Origin of the sequence: Neobacillus vireti (assembly GCF_036962345.1) — a bacterium.
In the GTDB taxonomy this organism is placed as follows: domain Bacteria; phylum Bacillota; class Bacilli; order Bacillales; family Cytobacillaceae; genus Neobacillus; species Neobacillus vireti_A.
This window is the reverse complement of sequence record NZ_JBALNB010000019.1, coordinates 21,744-47,343: the sequence shown is the minus strand read 5'-3', so window position 1 is coordinate 47,343 and position 25,600 is coordinate 21,744. Positions and strand designations below refer to the sequence as shown.

The 25,600-nt window shown below is 34.3% G+C and carries 21 protein-coding genes, 3 pseudogenes and 2 riboswitches; of the genes and pseudogenes, 7 read left to right on the top strand and 17 right to left on the bottom strand.

Annotated elements, in window-relative coordinates; all coding sequences use genetic code 11:
- Nucleotides 1-566 precede the first annotated feature (566 nt).
- A pseudogene (locus V7108_RS22140) lies at nt 567-1,005 on the bottom strand (ATP-binding protein); the annotation flags it as partial.
- A 25-nt stretch (nt 1,006-1,030) separates the two neighbouring features.
- On the opposite strand from V7108_RS22140, the pseudogene V7108_RS22135 reads away from it, so the two are divergent.
- Both V7108_RS22135 and V7108_RS22130 read left to right on the top strand, forming a co-directional pair.
- Nucleotides 1,031-1,443: pseudogene (locus V7108_RS22135) on the top strand (ATP-binding protein); the annotation flags it as partial.
- Nucleotides 1,444-1,721: 278 nt separating this feature from the next.
- Nucleotides 1,722-2,879 (top strand): nucleotidyltransferase domain-containing protein, encoded by a 1,158-nt coding sequence (locus V7108_RS22130; protein ID WP_335569451.1) that lies wholly within the window; start codon nt 1,722-1,724, stop codon nt 2,877-2,879.
- 504 nt (nt 2,880-3,383) lie between these two features.
- Here the strand turns inward: V7108_RS22130 and V7108_RS22125 are convergent.
- The 10 genes and pseudogenes from V7108_RS22125 to V7108_RS22080 form a co-directional block, all read right to left on the bottom strand.
- Nucleotides 3,384-4,175 (bottom strand): class I SAM-dependent methyltransferase, encoded by a 792-nt coding sequence (locus V7108_RS22125; RefSeq protein ID WP_335569450.1) that lies wholly within the window; start codon nt 4,173-4,175, stop codon nt 3,384-3,386.
- A gap of 72 nt (nt 4,176-4,247) precedes the next feature.
- Entirely contained in the window at nt 4,248-6,047 is a 1,800-nt protein-coding gene (locus V7108_RS22120; protein ID WP_335569449.1) for an ABC transporter ATP-binding protein, read from the bottom strand.
- A gap of 127 nt (nt 6,048-6,174) precedes the next feature.
- Nucleotides 6,175-6,336, bottom strand: coding sequence for a paeninodin family lasso peptide (locus V7108_RS22115; protein ID WP_335569448.1), 162 nt, complete (start codon nt 6,334-6,336; stop codon nt 6,175-6,177).
- Nucleotides 6,333-8,306 carry an asparagine synthase-related protein gene (locus V7108_RS22110; RefSeq protein WP_335569447.1) on the bottom strand — a complete coding sequence of 658 codons (1,974 nt, stop codon included), beginning with the start codon at nt 8,304-8,306 and terminating at the stop codon, nt 6,333-6,335. The genes V7108_RS22115 and V7108_RS22110 overlap by 4 nt, the downstream gene beginning before the upstream one ends.
- 158 nt (nt 8,307-8,464) lie before the next feature.
- A pseudogene (locus V7108_RS22105) lies at nt 8,465-10,275 on the bottom strand (ABC transporter ATP-binding protein).
- Nucleotides 10,276-10,307: 32 nt separating this feature from the next.
- Entirely contained in the window at nt 10,308-10,763 is a 456-nt protein-coding gene (locus tag V7108_RS22100; protein ID WP_335569446.1) for a lasso peptide biosynthesis B2 protein, read from the bottom strand.
- A gap of 38 nt (nt 10,764-10,801) precedes the next feature.
- Nucleotides 10,802-11,095, bottom strand: a complete 294-nt coding sequence (locus tag V7108_RS22095; RefSeq protein WP_335569445.1) for a lasso peptide biosynthesis PqqD family chaperone — start codon at nt 11,093-11,095, stop codon at nt 10,802-10,804.
- Nucleotides 11,096-12,025: an aldolase gene (locus tag V7108_RS22090; protein WP_335569444.1), complete on the bottom strand. Its 930-nt coding sequence runs from the start codon at nt 12,023-12,025 to the stop codon at nt 11,096-11,098.
- 97 nt (nt 12,026-12,122) lie between these two features.
- Nucleotides 12,123-12,275 (bottom strand): paeninodin family lasso peptide, encoded by a 153-nt coding sequence (locus V7108_RS22085; protein WP_335569443.1) that lies wholly within the window; start codon nt 12,273-12,275, stop codon nt 12,123-12,125.
- Nucleotides 12,276-12,290: 15 nt separating this feature from the next.
- Nucleotides 12,291-14,228 carry a lasso peptide isopeptide bond-forming cyclase gene (locus V7108_RS22080; RefSeq protein WP_335569442.1) on the bottom strand — a complete coding sequence of 646 codons (1,938 nt, stop codon included), beginning with the start codon at nt 14,226-14,228 and terminating at the stop codon, nt 12,291-12,293.
- An 877-nt stretch (nt 14,229-15,105) separates the two neighbouring features.
- On the opposite strand from V7108_RS22080, the gene V7108_RS22075 reads away from it, so the two are divergent.
- The gene (locus V7108_RS22075; RefSeq protein ID WP_335569441.1) at nt 15,106-15,510 is read left to right on the top strand and encodes a helix-turn-helix domain-containing protein; all 405 of its coding nucleotides are present in this window, start codon (nt 15,106-15,108) and stop codon (nt 15,508-15,510) included.
- Nucleotides 15,511-15,974: 464 nt separating this feature from the next.
- Here the strand turns inward: V7108_RS22075 and V7108_RS22070 are convergent, their stop codons facing one another.
- Nucleotides 15,975-16,100 (bottom strand): anti-repressor SinI family protein, encoded by a 126-nt coding sequence (locus V7108_RS22070; protein WP_335569440.1) that lies wholly within the window; start codon nt 16,098-16,100, stop codon nt 15,975-15,977.
- 23 nt (nt 16,101-16,123) lie between these two features.
- Nucleotides 16,124-16,209, bottom strand: a riboswitch (cyclic di-GMP riboswitch).
- A gap of 459 nt (nt 16,210-16,668) precedes the next feature.
- Here V7108_RS22070 and V7108_RS22065 point away from each other — a divergent pair.
- The 4 genes from V7108_RS22065 to galE all read left to right on the top strand — a co-directional run bounded on the left by V7108_RS22065 (nt 16,669) and on the right by galE (nt 21,201).
- Nucleotides 16,669-16,815, top strand: coding sequence for an anti-repressor SinI family protein (locus V7108_RS22065; RefSeq protein ID WP_335569439.1), 147 nt, complete (start codon nt 16,669-16,671; stop codon nt 16,813-16,815).
- A gap of 310 nt (nt 16,816-17,125) precedes the next feature.
- Nucleotides 17,126-17,473, top strand: a complete 348-nt coding sequence (locus V7108_RS22060) for a helix-turn-helix domain-containing protein (protein WP_335569438.1) — start codon at nt 17,126-17,128, stop codon at nt 17,471-17,473.
- A 102-nt stretch (nt 17,474-17,575) separates the two neighbouring features.
- Entirely contained in the window at nt 17,576-17,746 is a 171-nt protein-coding gene (locus tag V7108_RS22055) for a hypothetical protein (RefSeq protein WP_335569437.1), read from the top strand.
- A 1,485-nt stretch (nt 17,747-19,231) separates the two neighbouring features.
- Nucleotides 19,232-19,315, top strand: a riboswitch (cyclic di-GMP riboswitch).
- Nucleotides 19,316-20,205: 890 nt separating this feature from the next.
- Nucleotides 20,206-21,201, top strand: a complete 996-nt coding sequence (gene galE, locus V7108_RS22050) for a UDP-glucose 4-epimerase GalE (protein ID WP_335569436.1) — start codon at nt 20,206-20,208, stop codon at nt 21,199-21,201.
- Nucleotides 21,202-22,186: 985 nt separating this feature from the next.
- Here galE and V7108_RS22045 read toward each other — a convergent pair.
- The 5 genes from V7108_RS22045 to V7108_RS22025 all read right to left on the bottom strand — a co-directional run bounded on the left by V7108_RS22045 (nt 22,187) and on the right by V7108_RS22025 (nt 25,196).
- Nucleotides 22,187-22,417, bottom strand: coding sequence for a hypothetical protein (locus tag V7108_RS22045; protein ID WP_335569435.1), 231 nt, complete (start codon nt 22,415-22,417; stop codon nt 22,187-22,189).
- A 360-nt stretch (nt 22,418-22,777) separates the two neighbouring features.
- Nucleotides 22,778-23,053: a helix-turn-helix domain-containing protein gene (locus tag V7108_RS22040; protein ID WP_335569434.1), complete on the bottom strand. Its 276-nt coding sequence runs from the start codon at nt 23,051-23,053 to the stop codon at nt 22,778-22,780.
- Nucleotides 23,054-23,280: 227 nt separating this feature from the next.
- A complete protein-coding gene (locus V7108_RS22035) occupies nt 23,281-23,520 on the bottom strand; it encodes a helix-turn-helix domain-containing protein (RefSeq protein ID WP_335569433.1) in 240 nt (79 codons plus the stop codon).
- Between the two features lie 43 nt (nt 23,521-23,563).
- Entirely contained in the window at nt 23,564-24,115 is a 552-nt protein-coding gene (locus V7108_RS22030) for a competence protein ComK (protein WP_335569598.1), read from the bottom strand.
- A gap of 238 nt (nt 24,116-24,353) precedes the next feature.
- The gene (locus V7108_RS22025; protein WP_335569432.1) at nt 24,354-25,196 is read right to left on the bottom strand and encodes a hypothetical protein; all 843 of its coding nucleotides are present in this window, start codon (nt 25,194-25,196) and stop codon (nt 24,354-24,356) included.
- Between the last annotated feature and the right edge of the window lie 404 nt (nt 25,197-25,600).

Here is a 25,600-nt window from a genome sequence, read left to right as displayed (position 1 = left end):
AACGGAAACCAAAATTGCTGGTGTTTAATGCTAAATCTAATACCCTTTATTGAAATATAATGGACAATGATGTTGGTGATTATTGCAAAATAAAAGTGCAGACCTTTGCAAGTAAAAACTGCAGAGTCCTACACTTTATTTAATAGGTGCAAAAAAATACTTGCCAACCACCCCCAAGTCCTTCTACTGTATAGGTCTCGAATCAATACAGAGTGGAGGTTTACGAAAGGATGTTAGCAATGTCTAAAATTAATTGTATCAAAAACCTCAGAAACAAAAAAGGACAACCTACAAAAATTAAAAATACTTTAGGGAATAATTGGAGGACAGCTAAGAAATATGCGGATGAAAATTAATTACCCGGATCTACTATAAAACAGCCAACTGGAATGATGTATACAGAAAAGTGGGATATATAATTTCTGATTGGCAATTTGAAGATAGTAAGCTAAAGAAGAAGCTACGCCGAAACAAGAAAGCAATGTTTAAAGAATAACAAGACCATGTGTAACCGTCAAGTTGAATTCAACAGTTTTTAGTAAATAGGATTAAACAGTTTTCATCAATTAAGATTCAACACTTTGCATTATCAAATAATGCTCTTCTGTATTTCATTCTGATACTGTCCTGTTCTTCGCTGAAAATCAAAATTTCACTCCGATGAAGGAGACGATCCAATATTGCTGTGGTTAGTGTCGTATCTCCAAGGAACTTTCCTCATTCTCCATGACCTTAATTAGATGTAAGGATAAATGCAACTTTGTCATACATCTCATAAATGAACTGGAAGAATAAATGGGCATACTGTGGCTCATATGCCATATACATGACATCATCGATTATAATCAGGTCGGATTTGGTGATACGGTTGTACCTCGTCTAAGATCTACTGATATACTCTCTTGATTTTAATACATAAATTAAACGATCCATTGATATAACAGAAACCTGGTATCCATGCTCAATAGCGTGAATACCAAGGGCAGTGGATAAATGAGTCTTTCCTTTATGCAAAGCTTTCCATAAGGAAAAAACCTACTTGGCCACTTCTATAGGAATACCGGTAGCAAAGAAGCGCGACAAGCACATATTTTATCAATTGCCATGACCTCATACAAAATCTAAAGAGAGCATCCCTTGAAAATCTATTAGAATCTAGTTTGGAAAACTGCACCAAGTACTAACTTCTCGTTATCGATGAAATTGGCTATTACAGATTGATGCTGAAGATGCGAAGCTTTTTTTCCATCTAATTGATATGCGTTATGAAAATCGAAGTACCATATTAACAACAAATGTGAATTTTTAATCTTGGAATGGGATTTTTCAAGAGCCGAAGTTAGCAACCTTAATTTTTGACTGAATATTACATCACGCCACTGTCGTTACAATTGTAGGATATTCATATCATTTAGGAATCATTTAGCGAAGGAAAATGAGTAATTTCGTACATTCTTATATAAGCGATAGTTCACATATTTGTGCGGACATTTATTCAGGACTCTGCACTCCTATAACTGCCTCAAGGGCATGCCATTATCCTTAAGTTATTGAAACTGACTTTCCCCCCCTATTTGTCCGTATTAAAAGATAAAGAAAAATTTGTATTTTGTTCAGTAAAAAGTGATATAATGTTCTATATTGAGAATAATTAATTGTTTTAAATAGATTCTTATTATCATAAATCACTAATAATTTTGCAGGTGAGGTGGCAGTTAATAATGACCGAAATAAATATTTTCAATCCCCAAAATTTCTCGCGGGAATTACAATTATTACTAATTTGCATGAAAGCCGAAAGTGAGCAAAGTTTTGAAAATATTTTGCAACCCTGGTTGGAAGACGTAGATTGGGGACTATTTCTGAATTTAGCTAAGCATCATCGGGTTTACCCGTTGATTTACATGAAGTTAAAAAATCTAAAGGAAGGGTCAATACCTTTGGATGTTATTCAAGTCTTGTCTCAGGAATATCGTAAAAATACTTTTCAAATGCTACATTTAACTGGGGAAATGGAAAATATATTTAGACATTTGGGAGAACTTGATATTCAAGCTCTCATGTTAAAAGGACCTGTATTAGCAATGGATCTTTACGGTGATTTATCTCACCGAACTTCAAAGGATTTGGATATTCTTGTGCAACAAAGGGATTTAAAAAGAACAGAAGAAATAATTTTAAAGCTTGGATATGAAAAAGTGGCAGTGGGAGACCATCATTTTTGTTACTTCCATTTTAAGAAAGCTATTAATATTGAGATTCATTGGCGTCTTCATCCAGATTTAGGCATAGAACCTTCTTTTGATTATTTATGGGAAAGAAGAAGAATTACCCCCTTGACTAGCTACCCTATATGTTTTTTGGGTAGGGATGATTTATTCTTATATCTCGTACCTCACGGAGCACGTCATGGTTGGTTTCGATTGAGATGGTTGGTAGATATTGATCGGTTAGTAAGGAAAGGACTGAACTGGGGATATTTAATTCCTCAGTTATTAAAGTTTCAATATCAACATATAGCTGGTCAAGCGCTCTTGTTAGCACAACAGATACTTAATACTCCTTTTCCCATGGATATACAAATAGACTCTTTAATAAGAGGGGAAAAATCATATAAATTAGCACATTTAGCAGTTTTCTATATCCGAGAAATCAAAGAACCTGAAAGAAGCAATTTACCATGGAATGAATACTTTCATGATAAATATTATTACTTTTCTTTATTACCAAACTTGAGACTTAAAATGTCTTATATAATAAGACATTTTAAGCCTCAAAAAAGTGACAGAGAGACCATGCCCTTACCCAAGTCAATGGCAATGCTTTATGTCATATTAAGGCCAGGATTGTGGATGTGGAGAAAAATTAATAGAGTATAAAATAATTTATTGGGTCCTTCCTCTTAACAGTTAATAAGAATTCATAAATGACTATTTGATCCTTAACCTTAGGCTGTTGAAAACTCTGACAGCCTCTTAACCATGTCTATTTATCAGCAAACCTTCAATGAAAAAGACATAGGTAAAAAGAACTGATTTATAAGGGGATAACTTTTTGGATGGTAAGTCCTTTCTATGAAACTCTATTCAGCCATAATAAAGAATGTGGTATCTTGCTTGCATGAAATGTGGAAGGCAGTAAGCATGTAGAATACTATATTTGACTATGACAGAGTTTGAACAAAAAGAATAGAGAGGATAGTTGGTTTAGTGCTTGAGTGGTTGTGGGAATCTTGCCCTACGAGATTAAGATTCCCTAAAATTTTCTAAGAATAATAGATTTGATTTCTAAAAAAAAAGTATGCTTTATTTAATGAAGATATATTTTCCTCAATTTATTAAGTGATGATTATTAAAATAATCAATGAAACAACAAATCGGACTTTACTTCTGCGATTTAATAAAAATACTGTTCTGAGAAGGAGGATTTTTGACTAAATTGCTATTTTTATCGAATACAGGAGATAAATAATCATTTTGATTATAATCGCCTAAAACGCCATACTTAGAAGCTACTCTAGTGTCACAAAGTGAATATTGCGTGTAGTGCACAATTAGTAATCCCTTTTGATTAAGAAGTTTATCGAGTGCCATAATCTGAGTTTCAAACTTTTCAAAGGAATATATTTTCTTCAAATTGCTTATGCCTTTTGCTGCAACTTCATGAGGATTTCTTTGCAAAACAGGCATGCAGAATATGGCATCGTATGGCCCATGTTTCTCAATTTCTCTAGGTGATGAATAGATAAAAGTAATATTATCATCAACAGGAAGCTTTTTACATAGTTCAAGGCTGCGTTTATTAATATCTGTCCCTATTATCTGTGCATTCGGAAAAAATTGACGAAGAGTTAAAACCTCCTCGCCAGTCGAACAACCGTAAGATAGGATCTTTAAATCTTCTTTACCATTAAAATATTCTTGGCAAGCTAAAAATATAGTTGGATATCGGTTTATACAGGTAAGAGATGTCGTTTGGTGGACGTTCTTAGAATTCAGTAACCGCAAAAGAAAGATTGAGCGAAAATTTGAGTCAACAAACATTTTTCTTGTAGTTTGGGCTGCATTCCATAATACATAGAAACATGATACCCCGAGCCTGATAATGAGATTTCTGGAGGAGCGGTGTTCTTTAAGCATCCGTTTCGCAGTTCCAATAAGTTGCATTGCAATCATATATTTAGATCCCTTCATATTCTTAATAATGGCGTTTCCAAAAAAAGAGAGGTTTCAAAAATTGGTTTTTCTTTATGATTGGATTGCTTCCATCTGATATTTTAATAACTTATTAAACACACCCTTTCTATCCTTTGCAAGCTGACCAAAATGTCCTTTTTGGATGATCTGACCTCGATCTAAAACTATTACTTGATCCGCATTTTTAATGGTTGATAACCGGTGTGCTATAACGATAATCGTTAATTTTCCTTTTAATCTTGTTAATGCCTCTTGAATTTTTACCTCATTTTCGGAATCTAAAGCACTTGTTGCTTCATCTAAAATCAAGATTGATGGATTTCGTAAAATTGCACGAGCTAATACAAGCCGCTGTCGCTCTCCGCCTGAGAGTTTAATTCCTCTATCACCAATAATAGTATCTAATCCTTCAGGAAGCTTGCTGACAAACTCAGCTGCAGAAGAAAACTCTAATGCCTCCCATATTTGTTTCTCGGTAGCATCGGACGCCACGATCATAAGATTGTCTCGAATGCTAGCATTAAATAAAAATGGGTCCTGCGGAACGTAACTAATGGCACGCCTCAATGATAGTAGATTATCCTTTGAAAGTGGTATTCCATCCAGTAGTACCTGGCCTTTTTCCGGCTTATTTAGCCCCATTAAAATATCAATCAACGTACTCTTTCCAGCTCCTGAGCGGCCAACAACTGCGGTCATTTGATTCGAAGGTAAATAGAGGTTTATATTTTCTAACGAAAAGGTTGCTGCGTTTTTATTATGGCGAAAGAAAATATTCTTACATTCTATCCCAATATTGATATGTACAGGCTCAATATCATTTGGATTCTTTTCGAAGAATTCCCTTGAATCAATACATTCCTTTTGTAAGGCTAGAAGCGCTTTATAAGATGGTATTCTCATGGCGATTTGTTCCAATGTTGCCTGAATACCAGCCACTCTTGGCCATAATTTTGAAAAAATCACAATGATTAAGAGTAGTTGACCTCCTTGTGCATGAAACAGAATGATTGCAGTCCATACAAATAGAGCAATTAAAATGGCAGATGCAGCCTTATAATAGAATTGGGACTTTGTACTCAATCTTGTGTATTCAATTTGTTCTTTCTGCATCCTTATCGTGACATCCCTAAACCAGCTCATTCGTGATTCTTCAAGAGTATTGCTTTTAATGTCTTTAATTCCATTTAGTTGATCGGTTATTCCAGCAAGATATTTTTTTCCTGATTCATAATTTCTTCCTCCGATCGCAATTGATCTTTTTAAGTAGTTGCGAGAAAAGAAGAGTAAGAAAAGACCACTCATTAATACAAAAATAGTTATTTTTAGAGAAAGCATAAAAGCTAGTCCAATTTGAATAAGTGTAAAAATCAGGGAGGTAAGAAATTGCAAAACAGAATTTGTCCCTGCACTGGCTGTTGCGATTTCAGATGTCATATAATTCATAAGATCGGATTTTCTTTTTTTTACAAAGAAGTCCCAATTTGCGTGAAGCAATGATTCATAAGTTTCAATGCGCAACTGTCGAAAAAATCCATGTTGTAGGATGGAATTACGAATCGTGATTTGACGCTGCAGTATATTTTGACCAATAACCAGTAAAACATAGATTCCTAATATGATGGGAATTCCTACTGTATTGGGAATATCCTGTAGAAAGTTCAAATTCGTTAAAAAAGGGATACCTGTTGTTTCGATATTAATAATTTTGCTCATGCTGATCATGGGAATTAAAAATAATATCCCAACCCCTTCTAGTACGCTCATCAACATCATACCTAGAAGATTGAAATAAAGTATTTTTCCAGAGTAGTTATGTAGTTTTTTTACAAAATATAATATTTCCTTCATTAGGATATCCTCCTAAAAGTATGCTCATCGATTTTTAAGCAGGTATGAATTGGATAAAATATAATAAGCCCTTATCCTTATTGATGTTTGAGAAGGTATAAGGGCAAATAGTTATAAAATTACTAATCTAGCTCTTATCTTGCAAACAACTTGCATTGGACCTTCCGAAATGAGTTTCCTGTTTGCCGTCAGAGACGTCAAAGCAATCAGCATTTGCGTTTCCTGGTCCATTCATGGTCATACGAAAATCAAGAACTTCTAATGATGGCTGATTCCATACTTTCTTCATGTTGTCACCTCCTTTCGGTGAAAGTTTTTTATAAATCGATAAACAATCAAACTTCTCGTTAATATTTTGAAATCTTCGTTATGTACAAATCCTGGATGAGGAATTTCTTCCCCGTAATGAGCAAGGATTGTTCTAATACTTTCTAAATTTATAAAGTCATAAACTAGTGGGTCAGTGGAAAGTTGTTTGAGTTCATGAAGAAATACATTCCAGATAGGAGTCATACGATGGATCGTATCCGCACCTTGTATCCCCCTGACTTGATGATTGAGTCGAACTTTGTCAGGTAGAACACCTTTCGTTACCCTCCTAATAAATGAACGCTCCATCCCACCTTGTACATATTGTTCTGCTGGTAATGATAGGCAAAATCGTATGACACGGATATCATTGGTGGGATCACGATCCCATAATCCATAACGTAGCGATAATTTCGTTGTCGCTGTTCCGCTTTTGTTCCAAGCATAGGGCTGGTTATAATGATTGATTCGGTGTTCATTTAAATCCTTTGCGATATTTCCAGTAGGGTTTACCCCAGATTCCTCCAGTTTAGTGAAAATATTTGTTCTCTTTGCTAAATCAGTATTAATATAAACAGGGAAACCAGGATCAAGTTTAACTGTTTTGGTTACCATATTTGCCAGCAGGGGAAATGCTTGCTTGGCTAGATTTGGCAGCATTCCGAATTTATCAGTATTAAAGTTTTGACAGTAGTTACTTAGTTCTCGATTAAGTGTCAGCCATTTTAACCTTTTCAATAGTGAAGCATAATAGTCCATGGTTAATTGCCATGACCCCCATGAAATTGAGTGGTTGCCCCTTGCCCCATTAAGAAGAATTTTAATTCCTTTTTGGTGGGCTACTTGATTAATTCCTTTTAACCAAAACATATTTTCAAAAAACTTATAAGGCATTTCCATTAATTCAAGGAAATCATCTAATTCGGTTAAAGGAGACTTCCCTGAAAAGTCCAAGTATTGATCTTCTATATTACCGACATAATTTACCGTTTCTTTAATAAATGATGTTTCATTTGGCAGGTAATAATCTGGGGTCCAATCGACAAAGCTTTTTTCTGGTACGGAACTAAACGTATACAACCGCTTGTTCTCCTTTTTTAGAGCTTTAGCAGCAAAACTAACAACGGTTCCCGAATCTAAGCCGCCACTTAAATGAGACCCTACTTTTCCATGTGTCCGCACTCTTGATGTTATTGCCTCTTGAAAGACTTCATTAAATGCTTCATCATATTCTTTTTCCGATTTAAGTTTTAATTGTTTTTTCGCTTCTATTCGGCCATACCTAGAAAAGGTCACCCTCCCATCCTTTACGGTAATACTATGAAAGGGAGGAATTTGGTAGATCGCTTTATAAACGGTGGATTTACTATCTACCGATTCAACCATCCCTGGGATTGCAAGAAACTCCGCTAACCATTCCTCGTTAATTTTTTTTTTGATATATGGCAACTGGAATAAGGGAGCGACCGTAGTTGAAAAAGCAAATCGATTAGAGTCATAGTAAAAGTAAAGAGTTCTCGCACCCGAAAAATCTCTTGCTCCAAAGAGATGGCCATTTTTTTCATCCCAAATCATAAATGCAAAATCACCAATTAGATGTTTGGGGACTTCTTCTCCCCACTTATGGTAAGCTAGTAATATTAGTTGACTATCTGGTATGACTTTTCTATTTGCATGTCCAATATGCAATTTATCAAATAACTCTTCCCTGTTATCAATAATGGCATCTGCGGTGATCGCTACCCTTTTTTCATAATCATAGTAGGGAAGAGGCTCACCGATTGATTCAGGGGTAATCCATTGGGCATGGCAGCCGAGAAAAACTTGATTATTTTTCCAAGTATCTATATGGTCAGCGGGATATCGTTGAAAAGCTTTCATTAAATTTGTAGTATCTTGAGGAATTAATGGATTCTTATTGAAGTTAAGGATACCTGCGATCGCACTCATCTTTATCACCGTCGTTAGTTTATTTAAAAAATGTTCTTTATAAAGAACTTATGGATATAAAAAAATAAGATATCTATTTAAATTTACCCTGTACTTATTGTTGGTAGCTCTATAGGACACTTAAGTAGAATGATCTTAAATTGAAGGTTTGTATATAATTAATTATAGGAACTAACTTGTATTTGATTGTTTAATAATTTACTGAACATGCTTTTCTTTTCTTTTCTTTTGATAACTGTGTAAAACCGCCTGTTTGAACCACTTTCCCTTGATCTAAAACAATTACCTGGTCTGCATTCCGAATGGTGGATAGGCGATGGGCAATAACAATAATCGTCATCGTGCCTTTTAATCGATCAATAGCCTGTTGTATTTTTGCTTCGTTCTCTGTATCTAAAGCGCTTGTGGCTTCATCTAAAACAAGAACAGAAGGTTTTCTCAATATCGCTCGCGCGAGCACAATACGCTGTCGTTCTCCTCCAGAGAGTCTGATTCCCCGATCGCCAATTATTGTATCAAGCTGATGAGGAAGGGCCCTTACAAATTCAGCAGCGGATGAGAATGCCAATGCTTTCCAAATTTGTTCTTCTGAAGCATTGGGTTCTATTAATTTCATATTATCCCTAATACTTGCGTTAAACAGAAAAGGTTCTTGCGGAACATAACTAATGGATTTCCTTAAGGATAATAACTTGTCATCCGAGAGTGGTATTCCGTCTATTAAAACCTTGCCGGTTTCAGGTTGGTTAAGCCCCATTAATAGGTCAATTAAGGTGCTTTTACCTGCACCAGAAGGTCCTATTATGGCTGTCATACCATTGACTGGGATTTGTAAATTAATATCTGTAAGGGCATATGTCGCCAAATCTGGATTATATCGAAAATACACGCTCTTACATTCTAGTTTTTCTTTCAATAGTATAGGGTGTATGTTTTTATCATTCTTAATATTTAGTTCCTTTTCCATCATGCATTCATTTTGAAAATTGAGTAAGAACCGAAAGGAGGGAGCGATACTTCCAATTTGCTCCAAGGTGGTCTGAAGCCCACTGAACCTTGGCCATAATCTAGAGAAAATTACAATGACTAATATTAATTGTGCTGGTTGTGCATCAAACAATTTGACAGAAAGAAAAACAAAAATTGAAATTAAAAAAGCAGAAATAACTTTAAATGCAAATTGTGAGATTGTATTTACTTTCGCCAATTTAATTACATTTTGCTCCATTCTTTGACTTATTGAGAGGAACCAATTAACGTGCGACTCTTCCAATGAATTACTTTTTATATCTTTAATACCGTTAAATTGATCTGTTATGCCTGCTAAATATAGTTTTGATAATTGTATGGCTTCATTGCCAATGACATTAGAGTTTTTTATGAACTTTCGAGAATAAAAAATTAGTGCAATACCCAAAATTAAAACGGTAACAGTCATTTCAAGAGATAACCAAAATGAGATTGTTATTTGTATGAGAGTAAAAATCAACGAGGCTATAAACTTTAGAAATAGGTTAGTACCGCCACTAACACGCCCAATTTCAGCTGTCATCATATTAATAAGGTCTGACTTTCTTTTCCTTAAGAAAAAGTTCCAATTTGCTTGTAGCAAGGCCTTATAAGTTTCTTCCCTTAAGTGCCGGGTAAACGCTTGTTGTATCTTGACATTTAGGATATTCTGCTGCCGTTGAAAAAAACTCTGTCCTAATATTAAGAGAAAATATAAACTTAGAATGATTGATAAACTTAAAGTTTCTGAAAGTGTGCTGAAGGGTCCGGTAAGCCAAGATATGGATGAATCTACTTGAGATGTAACATCTAATAATCCAATAAGTCCTAATAAAGGTACTAATAATAATATTCCTATTCCCTCGAAGAGACTTACCAAAATCATACCGATAATATTGAAAACTAATAATCTCCCAGAAAGGGTATGCATTTTTTTTATAAAGTGCCAAATATATTTCATGCTATTTTCTCCTAGGATCGGAAGTTGAAAGATTACTCTTTTATTTTTTTTGCATATTTTCCAACAACCGTAAATTTCTCCATTCCTTCTGCTCCAGTTAGATAGTAAGTTCCGCTTCGCAACCAAGCGTGTGCAATAAATTTGCCTTTATCATCCCTAGCTGTTCCTAAATAAAGAGTACTGTCGATATTACGTTTTTCTAGCATTTTCATGGCCGCAATGGCTTTAACAAGACACATACTTTCCCAAAAAGTATGACGGCTCATTTGATTAACTGCTTTGCTAATATCTTTGATTATTTTCCAATCCGAATCTCTGGAATGTAGTGACGTTTCCTCCATATGAACACCTAATATAGGGGCAACTTTTGAAAAAGGCAAACTTTTCATTATTCGAGCCCGGGCTAACTGAATCGTTGCTTCAATATATAAGAGCTTTGTTTTTTTATCCAATAGAAAAAAATTACTCACCTTTTTTACAATGGCCATTTCATTATTCATCCCCAGAAAAAATCTAATCTATCAAATTAATGTATTATTACTAATTCCTCAGATAATAAATGTTCTAGAAAAGAAATTACTTGTTCTTCGCATTCGGACTGGTTGATTTCGTATTGATTCATTAGAGTAGAAACCAGCTGATTAATCGAAATGGGTTCCTCAATTAGATCCCATATATCACCACCGATTTCTCCTAAATTATAGTACTTTCCATTTTTAATACTTAACATTACTTTTTCACCAGCCATATCGCTGACAATGTTTCCTTTAACTTGTGAGATAGTTTGGTTTAATAGGATTGTTTGAGTTTTCATTATCATCTATTCTCCTTTATTTGTAACATTTAATATTATGGATACTAAATCTGGAGCACTGAATCCAGTCATTGGGCGACTTAATTTAAATAAATCAACTGATTCTAGAATCCTAGCGGAGGTATTAAAATGCCAGTCTACAATATCTAGGTTTGGGATTAAGAAATTTCGATATGTATGGGTGTAGAGAGTATTTAATCGTTGTAAACCTTTCACTTTACATATTTTTATGTGGTCATTATCTGTTTTGGTTAATTCAAAAATCCCTGCAAGAGGCAATGAATCCGAATAAAATTGGGAAGAGACTGGTACACAAAACTTGGTTTCTCTGCCGTGTATAGAACGAAACTGGCTTGTTTCTACTCCAAACTCTATTAAACTTTCTTGCCAAAGCTTCTGTTGGGGATATGCTGGGGTAACAAATGGTAAACCATGATCATTTGGAAAAGATACAGCAATGACGTCGTCGCTTATAAGCTGATATCCACGGTTTAAGAAAGCAGAAGCTAAAGTGGATTTTCCTGCTCCAGAGTCTCCGACGATAGCATATGCTTTTCCATTAATTGCAATTGCACTTCCATGAAGAGGATAAATCTTTCTTTGCATTAATGTTACGCCCATGCAACTTCCAAGAATATAAAGACGAACTAAGTCTTCGTCATACTCTTCCGTAGGTGATACAATTATTTTCTTTCCTTCATGGATTGAAAATGTAGCAGCTTCAGGGACTCTAAACATAACGAATTTATCATTAATAATTAAATTATTTTGTTTATCTGTTATGGAGTTCCAAAGAGTAGATAAGTCTTCAATTCTAATTTCTAAATCTATTTCATCAATTTCATCTTCAATTTGTGGTAATTCAGGAAGTGGAATTTCACTCACTATGGATAAGCCAAACGCTCTATAAACAACTCTTTTGGCAACTTTAAGCATTTTCTTCACTCCATTATTTAGGGGGTGTATTATTAAAAGCCCTTATATCAAAGTTCATGTATAAGGGCTTTTAAAGGGAAATACTTTTAATAATTTCTTAGCTTTTTCCGATTAAAGGATTACCTTTATCGTCTTTTGGAATTTTTGTATCCTCTACAAAATCTGCATCAAAATCTTCGTAATTTGTTCCACCCATAGTCATATTTACATCAAGAACTTCTAGGGATGGGCTCTGCCATACTTTTTTCATGAATTACACCTCCTTTCAAGTAAAGTTCTTAATAAAACGGTATACAATTAAACTACGCATTAATAGACTATAATCTGACATTGAATATACTTGCTGCGCTCCACCCTTGGCCTTGGTTAAGGCGGTATTTATCACTTGGCCATTAATAAACTGTAAAGCCGTATCATCGGTACTTAGCTGTTTGACTTCGCCTATAAACTTATCCCAACAGGGAGTCATGCGGTGAAGCCAATCGGCACCTTGAACCCCTCTGATTTTTTGGTTTAATCTAACTTCATCTGGCAAAATTTTATCTGTAGCTCTACGTATTAGTGACCGACCAAAGCCGTTTTGTACATATTGGTTTTCTGGAATTGCTAAACAATAGCGGGCAACCCGTAAATCATTAGAAGGGTCACGCTTCCATATTGAGTGTCGTAACGATAATTTAGTATTGAGTGTATTACCGGAATTCCAAGGGAATATTTCTTCAAAAAGAATTCTTCTATGTTCATATATATTAGTTGTAGCAAACCATCCAGATTCATTTAATCCATAATCTTTAAGTTTTTGATAAATTCCGGTGCGTTCTGCAAACTCTGGATTAATTAACCCTAACGGTTTTACGGAAGAGCCTTTTTCCAAAATTTGATTTAGAAAGGGAAATCCTATCCGTGCAAGTAGTGGTATTCTTCCTAATCTAGCACCGCCGGCATTTGTACGATAAAGATCTAATTCTTTAAAAAGGCTGAACCACTTTATCTTTTTTAAAAGCGTTGCATAAAAATGTAAAGGTGATCCCCAAGATATAGTAAAATTACCTCTATCCCCATTTAGCAATACGCCTACATCTTTTTCTTTGGCCTTTTCAAACATTCCTTTTAACCAAAAGGAGTTCTCAACAAATTTATAAGGCATTTCCATCACTTCAAGAAAATCATCAATTTCAGAGTATGAGTTTTTCCCCGTGAAATCGTAGTAATGGTCTATTATTCCCCCAACATGTTGTACCGTCTTTTTAATGAAGGGTCTCTCATCTGGCATTAAATGGTTAGGTGTAAAATCTTCAAAGTCACTTGGTGGAATATAACTGAATGTATGTAAAGATTTATGATTTTCCTTTAAAGCTTTTGCAGCAAAACCAACCACAGAACCTGAATCTAAGCCTCCACTTAATAAAGAACCAACATTACGGTTTGTACGTAATCTGCATGTAACGGCTTTTTGGAAGACATCTTGAAAAGCTTCTACATATTCCTCATCTGATTTAAATTGTATTTTTTCCCCTGTAGAATAGCTTCCATATCTAGTTAATTTCATTTCTAACGTATTGATCGTTATGGAATGAAAGGGAGGCACCTGTTCTATTGTTGAATATGGCGTCGTGCGAGAATCAAGAGTATCTGTCATTCCTGCGATAGCCAAAAATTCAGCAAGCCATTTCTCATTTAGCTGTTTATTAATATATGGTAAGGTTAGTAATGGTTCGATTGTTGTACAAAAAGCAAACCGAGCTTGATTTTTGTAATAATAGAGAGTTCGATAACCGGCTGGATCTCGAGCCCCAAATAGTTGGTGTTTGATCTCATCCCAAATCATAAAAGAAAAATCGCCAATTAAATATTTTGGGCAATCCTCACCCCATTTGTGATAGGAAAGTAAGATCAACTCGCTATCAGACATGTTTTTTTTATGTTTTTTATGTACTTGTAATCTTTCAAACAATTCATCTCGATTATCGATGATAGCATCTGATGTTATAGCTAATTTTCGTTTAGAATCATAGTACGGTAGTTTTTCCCCTATTGATTCAGGTGTAACCCACTGTCCATGACATCCGAGAAAAATATTGTCCTTTATCCATGTTTGAATATCATCGGCAGGGTATTTTTCTAGAGATTTCATTATCGAGTTGCTATGTTCTATAGTAATGGGCTCTTTATTTAGATGATAAATACCAGCTATAGCGCTCATTATTTCCCTCCTACTGTAATAAAAGCCCGCGAACTTTCTTTTAGATGTACAATTTAGTTCTTAATAGAGAACACCTAGATATATATTACCAAATAAACAGGCTAATGTCATCTCTGATTTTAAACAATTGTAATTTTTTGTACTATTATCCGACTTTTTGTTTAAAATGGTTTTTTGTAGGTATTTACGTATAGTGAAAATTTTTTTAATCGATATGGATATTTAAAGACATTGTGAATCTGAGGAACCTCACGATCAGAATACAATATCGGAGACCCTCATCTAAAAGTAATTACAATCCGCAGCATGCCGATTTGCGCCATTGATAGTCACTGGGGGTATTGCAAGATAATTTTCAGAATTGATAAAAACAGACATACCAATAATTTTCACTTAGATACTTCATTAGGATTTTATTAGGTTTGTTCTACTAAAAGAACAAAAGTGTATACTTTTATAACACCAATTACTATGTCGGATTAAATAAATGAAAGAATTATTATGTCTTTATATTAATTCGATATAAAGAACATGTCAACTGAATATTTGTAAAATAATCAACCCTTCTTTTTATTTATGCGTTGAAATATTGTACTTATTAGGTTCCTGCACTATTTTAGTAATCTATCGGTATTCTGTACTAAGAACAAGCGCTACTTTGTGAAATTAGGGATATCTTACTATTTATAAAAAACTTGATATCATTCATTATTAAATTATGTTCTTTAGAAAGAACGTGATATATAATATAATAAAAATGAAAAAGTCCTTCCATTAATCAATTTGCCACAGTTGTTAGAAATATTACATCATTGTTTTAACCCAAGTTGAATTAAAAAAAGGAGAAAGAAACTAATATCTTGTAAAGGAGAAGTGTATGATCGGGGAACGAATAAAAAAATTAAGAAAACAAAAGGGATATTCAATAACTGAGCTAGCCAATCTTGCTAAAGTGTCAAAATCATATCTAAGCAATATAGAAAGGGGCCTTAATAAAAACCCATCTATTCACTTTTTAATGAAGATTGCCAAACCTTTAGAGGTTTCCATTGAGTATTTACTTAGGGGGGACAATCAAGAAGCTGCCCAAACCGAAAATGATAGGAAAGGTATTCTGGATAAAGAGTGGGAAAATATAATTGGAAAAGCTATTGAGGATGGAATTAATAAGGATGATTTTATAGAATATATTAGCTATATTAAATTTAAAATCTGGGAAAGAAATCAATTAAAGAAAACAAATGATTGGTGGTACTCAAAAAAAAAGCAGGAGAAGCTTTAATATTTAAGCTCTCCTGCTTTTTTTAATGGCAATCCCATTAAACGTACTTGAAACTGGGATCTTTTGATATATATGCATTTAGTGAGTTAAGTAAAAAATGGCCATATTTAAAAAGGAATCTCGTTACGAGATTTCTTTGAGTTTTTTACTTTTCTTGCCACATCGAATGCAGGTATGGGTATAATAATTAAATTTATGGTATCCGCGTAAAAAACAGATCAGGGCGCCAAGCCTCACTAATTTTACCTCCCTTCACGAAGTCTAGTTGATAGTGTTAATACCAAATAATTTGTTGTATATTATAATTTTTGTTCTCAATTAAGAACCGTTCGTAATGCCATTGTAAAATAGTTAATTGGTTTTGTAAACTTAAAGAAGGATAAACACACCAACGGGTGCCATTTTGAGAAATCAAGTTCGAAAAACATATAAAAGTTTAACGAAAAAAAAAGACCTCATAGAGGTCAAGGATTTTTTAGGAAATCTCTAATTTCATCAACAGAAATCCCTAAATTTTTAGCTTCCAAAATCAGCTCAAGCCACTCCTTATCTAGTTCCCTTTCCGTCTTTTCAGTAGTAACTATCGACACAAAATAGCCCCCAAATAAATAATTTAGGCAACTCAGCCATCATAGTTTAAAAAACCTTAGACCTGGAGCTTTGCGTCCCTATCTTTCGAAAGGTTTGCCTTTATCTAATTCAAGTGTTAAAGATATAATGTAATGGTACAATAGTTACACTGTTCTTTAAAGAGAAACAATTCGACATTTTTTTCAATTTTATTCCAATTAAATATTCCTTCCTTTACTAGGTATAAGACAATAGACAGGAATTGCTAGGGAAGTGGTAGTAAGACGAATGAAGTTTTAGGGAAGTATGCGAATTACCTGATCCAATAAATGTTAAAATACGATTTGAAATTCTCAATATATAATAAAATTGTTTTAGTTAGTAGCTATCCCAAAGACTAGCATTTGGATTAGATTTAGCCCAAGCTATAAAACTATTGAAAGTTTTTCTATAAAATCCTAGTTTGTTTGTAGGGAAGGTAAATATTGTAATTTTTTGTCGAAATTTTTGGAATTCTAAATATTCGCTCTACGAAATAAATATAGTACTATTACAGTAGTAGTAAAATCCTGGTTTGGGGGCTATGCCGTGTCTGTAGCAACAACTGAAAAGACGGAGAAAGAACTAGATGATGAATGGTTAGACCTGATTTTAGAAGCACGAGATTTAGGGTTGACTGTTAAAGATATTAAAGAAATTTATAGTGCAAAATTCCTAAGTCATTGGGCGTTTTGAGATTCTTTTATTATTACGGCTTACAAGTTTATCTGCATTTTGATAATCATGGTTGTCAAAACATATTGGAATCGCTCTTTCTAAAGAGAGAGGTTTGCAGAGGGTAAATTTTTATAACCCTATTGTATTTATCAATGACTTGGTTCCAAACTATTACAAGTACATACTAAAATTTACTTTATTAAAAATACAATGACACCTTTACTATATTTATTCATTTTATTTAGGTTTCAAATAGATACTTTGAAAAATAGTACAATTTATAATATTTACGATAAGGGTTATCAGCAACAGGAGATGAAAAAGTAAGATGAATGGGGAATATATTAGAAATAGAAGGTTAGAAAAGAGACTATCTTTATCTGAACTTGCTCAACTTGCTAACGTTTCAAAAACTTATTTGAGTTCACTTGAAAGGAATATTCAAAAAAATCCAAGTTTAGATATCGTTAAAAAAATTGCTGGGGTTCTGGAAATAGATACTACACTATTAATAAATAATCTTAAGAATACAGAAGATGATGAATCTATTACAGAAAGTACTCAAAATCTAATAGAGTCATATTTTCATTTGAAGAAATATATAGAAGAGCTAGATACTATTCATCTTGAAAAGCTAAAGGATTTTATTGAATTCACTTTATGGAAAAGAAGATAAGTAATCATTATCCCAGTCAAATGGAAACTGCGATACTTTTCGTAAATGACCTAATCTCTTTTGTAAAGGAAAAAACAATAACCATCACATAAGGTGGTTGGGTTGTCTCACTTTATTGGGGGTTGGACGAGAAGCGGTAACAATTCTAGAGGTGGCTCAAAACGGGATTGTGCTGCATTGACTGCTTTAGTGAAGAGTACCTTTCAGCACCAAACGATTGCGGTGATTGGTTCAGGTTTCATTCATGAGATTCTAGAATGGTGTCAAAAATAAAGGCAAATAAGCAAAAACATTTTTGTGATTTTATAAAAGGGAGTTTTTCCCTAAGTATAAACCTCGTTAGTGTGTTAACAGGCAATATAAAGAGGGCTTACTCTAGTCCCCTCAGATACTTCGGCGTTCTTTCCAATAGCATGTAATGCCTTATTAAATTTTATCTTTGTGATACAATGCTTTATTTAGTAATTGTTTCTTCAAGCGTCCGACTAAGCAGTCATTCGCTAATTGGTAATAATATTTATATCGAAATTCGTACCATAAATACTTTATTCTCCATATCGTGATCACCTTTACTAATTTGACTTAAGTTAAGAATAAACTGAAGTTGTAAAAAAGTACGCTAAAAATTTTTGTCTTTTTTTGAAGCATTCCAATACCAAAACGTAATTGAATAATAAATGATAAACCGGGCTCCTATCAATTGGTCGGATCCTATGCCCGGGAAAGTATCCTACATGGCCATCTCAGGAGGATTTAATTTTATCTAAACCCAAAAAAAAGTCGATAAATTCCTCTAATGGGGATTCCTTTTTGTATCGCTTAAGTGAGACCATTTATGATGTTTCCCTACTTGCTAAAAGTAGATGAAGTATATTTTCATTTAAATAGTTAGCGGAGATAGGAATACATGTTTCAACCAAGGAATGTTAGATCTTTATGCTCTTACAGCCTCGTAATAAAATATCCTTTGAAATTACCTCTTATTGTTTAATGACCAACCACTATCACCTTCTCAATTTTTCGAAAAGACACTTCCTCTTCAATACTTATGGCATTAATAAACAAGCGCGTGCCAATTACTTCAATAACAAATATCGCTTAACAGGCCACGTCAATGAGAAACGGATTTACGATAAGATGATTGAGGTTAGGGAAGGAATGCTAGAGATAAGCTGCTATCTCCATTTAAAACCGGTTAATGATCTTAGGGAGCGAATATTTCCTACGGAGTAGTTATCATTCGTTCAAGCAGCCATAGGTTGGTACCATAACTCATATTCGCTCTTACAAATACGTATGGATTAAACACCATTCGTATTATAGGTTAGTAATTATCTCAGGAGTACTTTGTAGGCACTTCTTACTAATTTTTTATTTACAAATTTCAACAATTAATCTACAATAGCAATATGTATTGTTCTTAATAAGGAACGACCTATTGATAAAGGTGTGAAGCAATGTTATATCCACTTATTGAAGAGAAAAAAAGGCTACATATTGTAAAAGATCAAAATTCATGTGCATGTGGTTTGAGGTACAATTCTGATTTGGTTATTGAACGAAAGACACTTAGGAAAATTAGGTTTGTTGAAATAAGCAGGGTTACCTGTGAGAAATGTGTTTCAAAACTTTTAAACTATGATTAGTAAATAAGATGTTCGTTATAAGATATGCGATATATTGTCGGGGATTTTGGTATTTGATTTCCAGTGAAACTAGAATTATATAGTACTATTGGTATAGTGTATGAGTACTTCTAGTGAATAAAGGCAAACCTCTCGAAAGATTGGGACGCAAAGCTTCAGACCTAAGGTTTATAACTAAGATGGCTGGGCTGCCTAAAATACTTTTTATATTTTGGGAGGATTTATTATGACTGCTAATACTAGTGAGAAGGTATTAGACATTGAATGGTTGGAACTTATTTTAGAAGCACGTAATTTAGGGATTAATATTGAATAAATTAAGGAATTCCTAAATGATAGTTCCAAGAAGTACATATCGTCTGTTCACTTGACTGCTCCAAATGGAGTTTATTTCATTTTTTGGTTTAAAGATGGCCTAATAGCTGCCAATCCTATTATCTATTTCAAAACTCTATCTATGTTTATCGATTCAAGCAATTGGTTCTTAAGATATGGTCGGATAATCTAAAAGATTTAGCCTTGATGAATCTGTGAAAGATGATTATGAGTTTTTACCTATGGCGATAGATTACTAGGTCGTTTTATGTTATTATTTAGGAGAAATATACTCCATAGGAATGGTTTTATATATTATTGGAGTTTGCATTCCATCTAACTAAAACTATGATTGAGTAAATATGGGATCACATTCTAAAAGAGGCAACTACTTATCCACTTGCTAGTTGCCTTTTTAATTTGTAACTTTAGAGATAAGAACGAACCTATAAAATTTGGAATATACACATTTATCATTTTGAAACTGTAAATAATAGTTCACAAAGGAAGGTTGATGTTGATTGGAGCTCCTTTGACCAATTACCAAAAACATTAAAGAAGGTAATACACTATATCAATCAGGATGTTCATTCTCTTGAGAAGTTAGAACAAATCCAAAAAACCTTAAATCTAAATATAGAGAGACGTAGAAGGCAATTAAAAACTCATGATAACATTTGATAAATGTTGAAATGAAAAATAGAAATCTAAATATCAACACTAGTGATAATAGCGATTATATACAAACTTTAACAAGGAGCTAAACAAACCATGAATATTTTAGTAACCGGCGGCGCAGGATATATAGGCTCTCATACCTGTGTTGCGTTGCTTGAAGCAGGACATTCCGTCAGTATTGCAGATAACCTTTGCAATAGTAAGCGTGAGACGGTTGATAAAGTCAAACTCATCGCCAACAAAGAAGTTACCTTTTACGAAATGGATGTAACCAATGCAGAAGCAGTCGATGTTGTTTTTCAAAATCACAAGATTGATGGGGTTATTCATTTTGCAGGTCTGAAAGCGGTCGGTGAGTCCGTTGAATTGCCACTTGACTATTATTATAACAACATTGTGAGCACTCTAATTCTTGCTAAGGCTTGTCTGAAATACAGTGTGAACAAATTTGTCTTTAGTTCATCTGCTACCGTTTACGGTGATAACACGGTTCCTTTTGTAGAGACATTGAATCTTCTCCCAACGACTAATCCATATGGTGAAACAAAAGCCATGTGTGAGCGGATTCTAACTGATATAGCGAAAGCAAATCCTTCCTTCTCCGTATCTATCCTTAGATATTTCAACCCAGTAGGAGCACATGAGAGTGGATTTATTGGTGAAGCACCTAACGGAATTCCGAACAATCTCATGCCATATGTAACGCAAGTGGCAAAAGGAAAACTTAAGCGATTACGAGTCTTCGGAAATGATTACCCTACGGTTGATGGTACGGGTGTTCGTGATTATATTCATGTAGTGGATTTAGCTGAAGGTCATGTAGCTGCACTAGATCATTTAACAGAAGGTGTTCATATCTATAACTTAGGGACCGGACAAGGGACTAGTGTATTAGAGTTAGTAAATGCCTTTGAAACAGCTAATGACATTAACGTCCCTTATGAAATCGTTGATCGCAGACCTGGAGATATCGCTTCGTGTTATGCGGATGCTTCTAAAGCAAAGAGAGAACTAGGCTGGACGGCTAAACGTGATATTATCGCCATGTGCCGAGACTCATGGCGATTTGAGACGAATTCTAAAGAATAAATATAATAGTAGGTTCATGTAAAGTGCCCGTTGAGTTGTGATGACTTGGCGGGCGTTTTTTATTAGGTCGGTTGTGCCTATCATTCCCCGATGATCAGCCTTAAGTGAACACAATCTTCGACAGGTTTCTTCTAATGAGGAGGATAGAATCGTTTTTACAACAGGGTTTTCAGTACTTTTAATCAAATGATTGATTAGTTGAGAAAAGTGTTAATCAAGCGTTTGATTAATGCTGTATTTCCTTTTATATAGAGCTTTCATCCATTTTAAATGTTAAAAATTTAAATACCTAGAAAAAAGATTAAAATGGAATATAAAGATAGCCACGCATTCAGCAAAAACAGGACCAAACGAATACCAGTACCTGATAGGATTGAATCATAAGAATAAAGAGGGATCATAATCATCCAGAATCGGAGCGTTGTATAGAAGAACAAAAGAGTTTCCCTCGACAATAAATTTTCCGGAAAACAGGTAAATGTCCGTTCGTTTTATGGGTTTGCTGCACCTTCAATCAAACGATTAGTTGGTATGGTCACTTGTTTCGTTTTGTATGATTATGTATTTTGTTAGTTTCTATTGTCAGTTTTGAAGATGATTCTTACCAACAACACCTTTTTTACGCCAATTATTTTTAAAAAGACAGGCGAAAATTCGCTTGTTTAAAGGGCTTACGTGCTTTTTAATTAATCGATTAATTGAACTTATTTTCGTTAATCAATCGTCTGATTAAAATTGCTCTAAATGCCGTCAAATATAAGTTTAATCTTCCTTTATGGTAAGGATATTGTCGAAAAGAGGACCTAATAAAAAGTGTAGAAGGGTTTTTATGAAACATAGTTTTGAGAGAAGCAATAACGAAATGGCTCTGTTATTTACTCGAACCAAATACATACTACTCCCTCAATGGTCTCTTTATCCTATGTTTTCAATTAAACCCTGAAGTTGGAGGAACGCTCAGCAGTTGTAATGCTTGTAATGGATGTTATATGTTCTTAATAGCTTGAATAGCAGCCCTTGTTGGATTATGATCATCACGACCGATACCGATTGGAAACTCTTCTGATAGATTTTGGACTTTACCTGGTCTTTTATTGGCAAATGCTTGGATGGAGCCATCTATATAATGGAAAATCTCTACATTATACAATTGACCATTGCTCTCGAACTTTCTCCAAATATCCAATTTAACAATTTCAATGTTCTTCTTGTTCATCTGCCGACCCTAATATTTCGTAAGAATAATTTTAGTAACTGACTGATAATATCCAAAATGCTATGGTCCCATCTTTGATAGTCTATCGGAGTATTATGAAGGGACTATGGAACAGATAAGAGTGAACTATTGTAGAAATTTGATTATCTCTTAAATTTGCTTGTCTGCCATCACACGAAACCGAAGGAGAATAACGCCTTCCTTTATTCTCCTCAACCTAAACCCTTTATCATCCTCTGAAAATTCCATACTCTTACGCAAGTCTTTAATGGTTAATTCCACACATCTTTCTTTAATCGTATTTGTTCCATTACCTCTCAATCTTATTTTTTTAAAAAAGTTGGAATGGTCATCGTAATTTCATTTGTCCATTTTTGGACTAGTGAACTCCTGTTCGAGCATGCTGTCAAAATCTAAACTTTCGTTTACCTTTTTAGTAAATTCTTCAGGTGGCATGCCTAAGCCTTTAGCAAGTTTAAAGATAGTATAATATGATGGAGCTTTTTTGTTTCTTTCAAGCTCACTTATAAAGCCACGATCTAAGTTGATTTCATTCGCCAGTTTTTCTTGAGTCAAGCCTTTTGCTATACGTAAGGTTCTAAGCACCTTTCCTATGTAAATGGTCTTTTCTTTCAAGGAAATTCTCCTTTTTAAAACCATTACATAACTAGGGGTGTTATATCTCCACGGGCTATAGACGACAAACAAGCTCTTTTAATAAATAAATTTTCAGGGTTCACAAATTTGGGGGTTTTGTAGTAATCTTGATCAGAATAATCGCTGCCAGACTACTTTTATTTAATATTTTGCAATCTATTATTAAGGAGTGAATACTTTCCTTGTATGTTAGAACGACGATGCATTCACTCTATCAAATACTGGATTTTTTCCATTTCCATAATAAATTCTGAAGCTTTTATACCAAGCCCAGAAGCAAGTGCTAATATGGTAAATAAACTAGGAAGTTTAAGATTTCTTTCAAGAATACTAATATAGGAACGATCTAGCCCGCTAAGGTCCGCAAGTTTCTCTTGTGATAATTTCCGTTCCTTTCGCAGTCTTTTTAGTGCCTTTCCAAAATCTAGGTGTGAATTATAATCCACCAGGGAACACCTCCTTTGAATAGTAGATAACGAACATATATTTCTATTTTTTGTTTTCCTCTTCTAAAATATTAAAATTATACTTGCCTGATTTCTCCTTAAGAAGCTGCTGATGTTTATTGGGCGGTTCCAGATAAAAAAGGAGGGGACTAGATTGAATTCCTCTTTCCGTTGTAAGGCGTTTTAATTGATTGGCTGTCTGGAGTTTATTGTTAAAGGCAGTTAATTTTGCATCGATAATCATGAAATGGCCATTGCTTAATGCAACCTCTGTCTTGTTACCAATTGCTTTGGTATTGATAATATGTTCAGGATTAAACCAGATGCAGTCATGTTTTTGTGGTGATTTGCTTGGAAAAAGGCAAACGCTTTGATACGGATTCACAATGATTGGACATTTCACACTCTTATTAAGAATAAATTTTGCTCCTGCCATTGCTCCCCGTAAATCAAAGCCTATGTAATTTAATGTATCATCTAGTACATTTAGTGGCGCTCTATCCACTAGTAAAGTTGTTTTTTCTACCATAATCCTGGAACATAGTTTCCCGTTTCGATCATATTCACCCATCATAAGTATTACTTTCTTATTAATATAGAAATTATTAACGGTTCTCCACTCCTTTTGAATAATAGGTTTGAAAAAGGTCCCCTTCCTGCTATTAGAGATGCAATGTATGCGGTTACCTTATAAATCTATTAAACGGTAAATAAGGCTTTTTTACTGCAGACTATAGTGAACAGGTTTCGCCATATTTCGGGTGTATTTTGTCGAAATTACGACAGTTTTTTGTGTATCGGTTCCTTTCGTGTTCTAAAAAGTTAATCATCCTTTATTCATTTGGCTGCAGCCAATCCCAGTCGGGGTCTATGCCATCGATGAAAGCATGGGATATTTGCGTTTTAATCCCCACGGCAGATATTTTTTCTAGATAGATTTTCATGAATTTATTGTTTAAGATTCCATAAAAGTAGGCGACGGGATTTCTTACAAGATTGGTCTTTTTTATTTTTCGAATCAGTTGTCGAAAGGCTTGGATCGAGATGTCTAGTACATTTTCTTTGTCAGTTGTACACTCAAAGCGAAAAGCAGAAATTTGTACCATCTGCCAAAATTCTTCAATGGTTTTTGCATCGGAGAAAAAGCACTTTACCAGCTCGATAAAGGGTTGTGGAACCCGGCTGCTTACATACGTGTAATCTAATATTGACGGTTCTTCGTAACGTTTATTTATCTTTTGATTATTTGTTTTAATAAGATTACTAGTTTTATTTTGGTGGTTCATTTTTTCCTCTTTGGGTAGTTCATTTGATGGAAAACGATTAAACTGATATAAATTGCTAGACTGCGAGCCGTTCTTCCTTTCTGTTTCAAAGACTGCGATGATCCCAAATCCTTTTGCTTTCAAAATCATTCGTTTAAAGGTAGATCTTGATATGCCATTATCATGGCAGTGGTCGTGAATTGATTTTAAAAGGGTCCCAATTTTGGCATTGCAAACGCCGGGAATTTTGGCTGCAAACCGCACGAGCCTTTTTAATCCGACCAGTTCCCCTTTGGTAAAATCTTGCTTGTGTTCTACTAACCACATTTCCATATGATGATTAAATTCCTGAAGGGAACTGAATTGCGAAAACTGCTTAAATTCCCTCGTGTTACCAGATTTTATATTCACGATTAATAACACCCTTTCATTTCAAAGCCTTGTTTACGTTTTCCTTCGTGAGGGATTTATGTTATGTGAGGGCTCACGACCGGCACCTCTACAATAACGAGATTGGCTGAATAAATCGAACTGCGTTTTTTTATTTTTGAGAGCATTTTTAATACGAAACGTCAAAAAACGCCATCAAAAGAGATTTTTGAAAGCGTTTTTTGTATTTTTGTGCCTGTCAGTGCCCGAATTTTATCGGGATTGATAGGTTGGTAGATAGTTAAACAATGATAGAATGGAAATGCAGCTTGTTAGGGTTGTTTGTTCATCACCTCTCTGTTTAAGATGGAGGAGACCATCATGGAAATATTTCTTGAAATGGTACGAATTGTTTTGAAGGGAATAGTGCGTGAAATTGGCGCGTT

What these genes read in the sequence shown, in the direction of transcription:
- V7108_RS22130 (WP_335569451.1), top strand. Translation starts at nt 1,722, where the DNA reads ATGACCGAAATAAATATTTTCAATCCCCAAAATTTCTCGCGGGAATTA.
- V7108_RS22125 (WP_335569450.1), bottom strand. Translation starts at nt 4,175, where the DNA reads ATGATTGCAATGCAACTTATTGGAACTGCGAAACGGATGCTTAAAGAA.
- V7108_RS22120 (WP_335569449.1), bottom strand. Translation starts at nt 6,047, where the DNA reads ATGAAGGAAATATTATATTTTGTAAAAAAACTACATAACTACTCTGGA.
- V7108_RS22115 (WP_335569448.1), bottom strand. Translation starts at nt 6,336, where the DNA reads ATGAAGAAAGTATGGAATCAGCCATCATTAGAAGTTCTTGATTTTCGT.
- V7108_RS22110 (WP_335569447.1), bottom strand. Translation starts at nt 8,306, where the DNA reads ATGAGTGCGATCGCAGGTATCCTTAACTTCAATAAGAATCCATTAATT.
- V7108_RS22100 (WP_335569446.1), bottom strand. Translation starts at nt 10,763, where the DNA reads ATGGCCATTGTAAAAAAGGTGAGTAATTTTTTTCTATTGGATAAAAAA.
- V7108_RS22095 (WP_335569445.1), bottom strand. Translation starts at nt 11,095, where the DNA reads ATGATAATGAAAACTCAAACAATCCTATTAAACCAAACTATCTCACAA.
- V7108_RS22090 (WP_335569444.1), bottom strand. Translation starts at nt 12,025, where the DNA reads ATGCTTAAAGTTGCCAAAAGAGTTGTTTATAGAGCGTTTGGCTTATCC.
- V7108_RS22085 (WP_335569443.1), bottom strand. Translation starts at nt 12,275, where the DNA reads ATGAAAAAAGTATGGCAGAGCCCATCCCTAGAAGTTCTTGATGTAAAT.
- V7108_RS22080 (WP_335569442.1), bottom strand. Translation starts at nt 14,228, where the DNA reads ATGAGCGCTATAGCTGGTATTTATCATCTAAATAAAGAGCCCATTACT.
- V7108_RS22075 (WP_335569441.1), top strand. Translation starts at nt 15,106, where the DNA reads ATGATCGGGGAACGAATAAAAAAATTAAGAAAACAAAAGGGATATTCA.
- V7108_RS22060 (WP_335569438.1), top strand. Translation starts at nt 17,126, where the DNA reads ATGAATGGGGAATATATTAGAAATAGAAGGTTAGAAAAGAGACTATCT.
- galE (WP_335569436.1), top strand. Translation starts at nt 20,206, where the DNA reads ATGAATATTTTAGTAACCGGCGGCGCAGGATATATAGGCTCTCATACC.
- V7108_RS22045 (WP_335569435.1), bottom strand. Translation starts at nt 22,417, where the DNA reads ATGAACAAGAAGAACATTGAAATTGTTAAATTGGATATTTGGAGAAAG.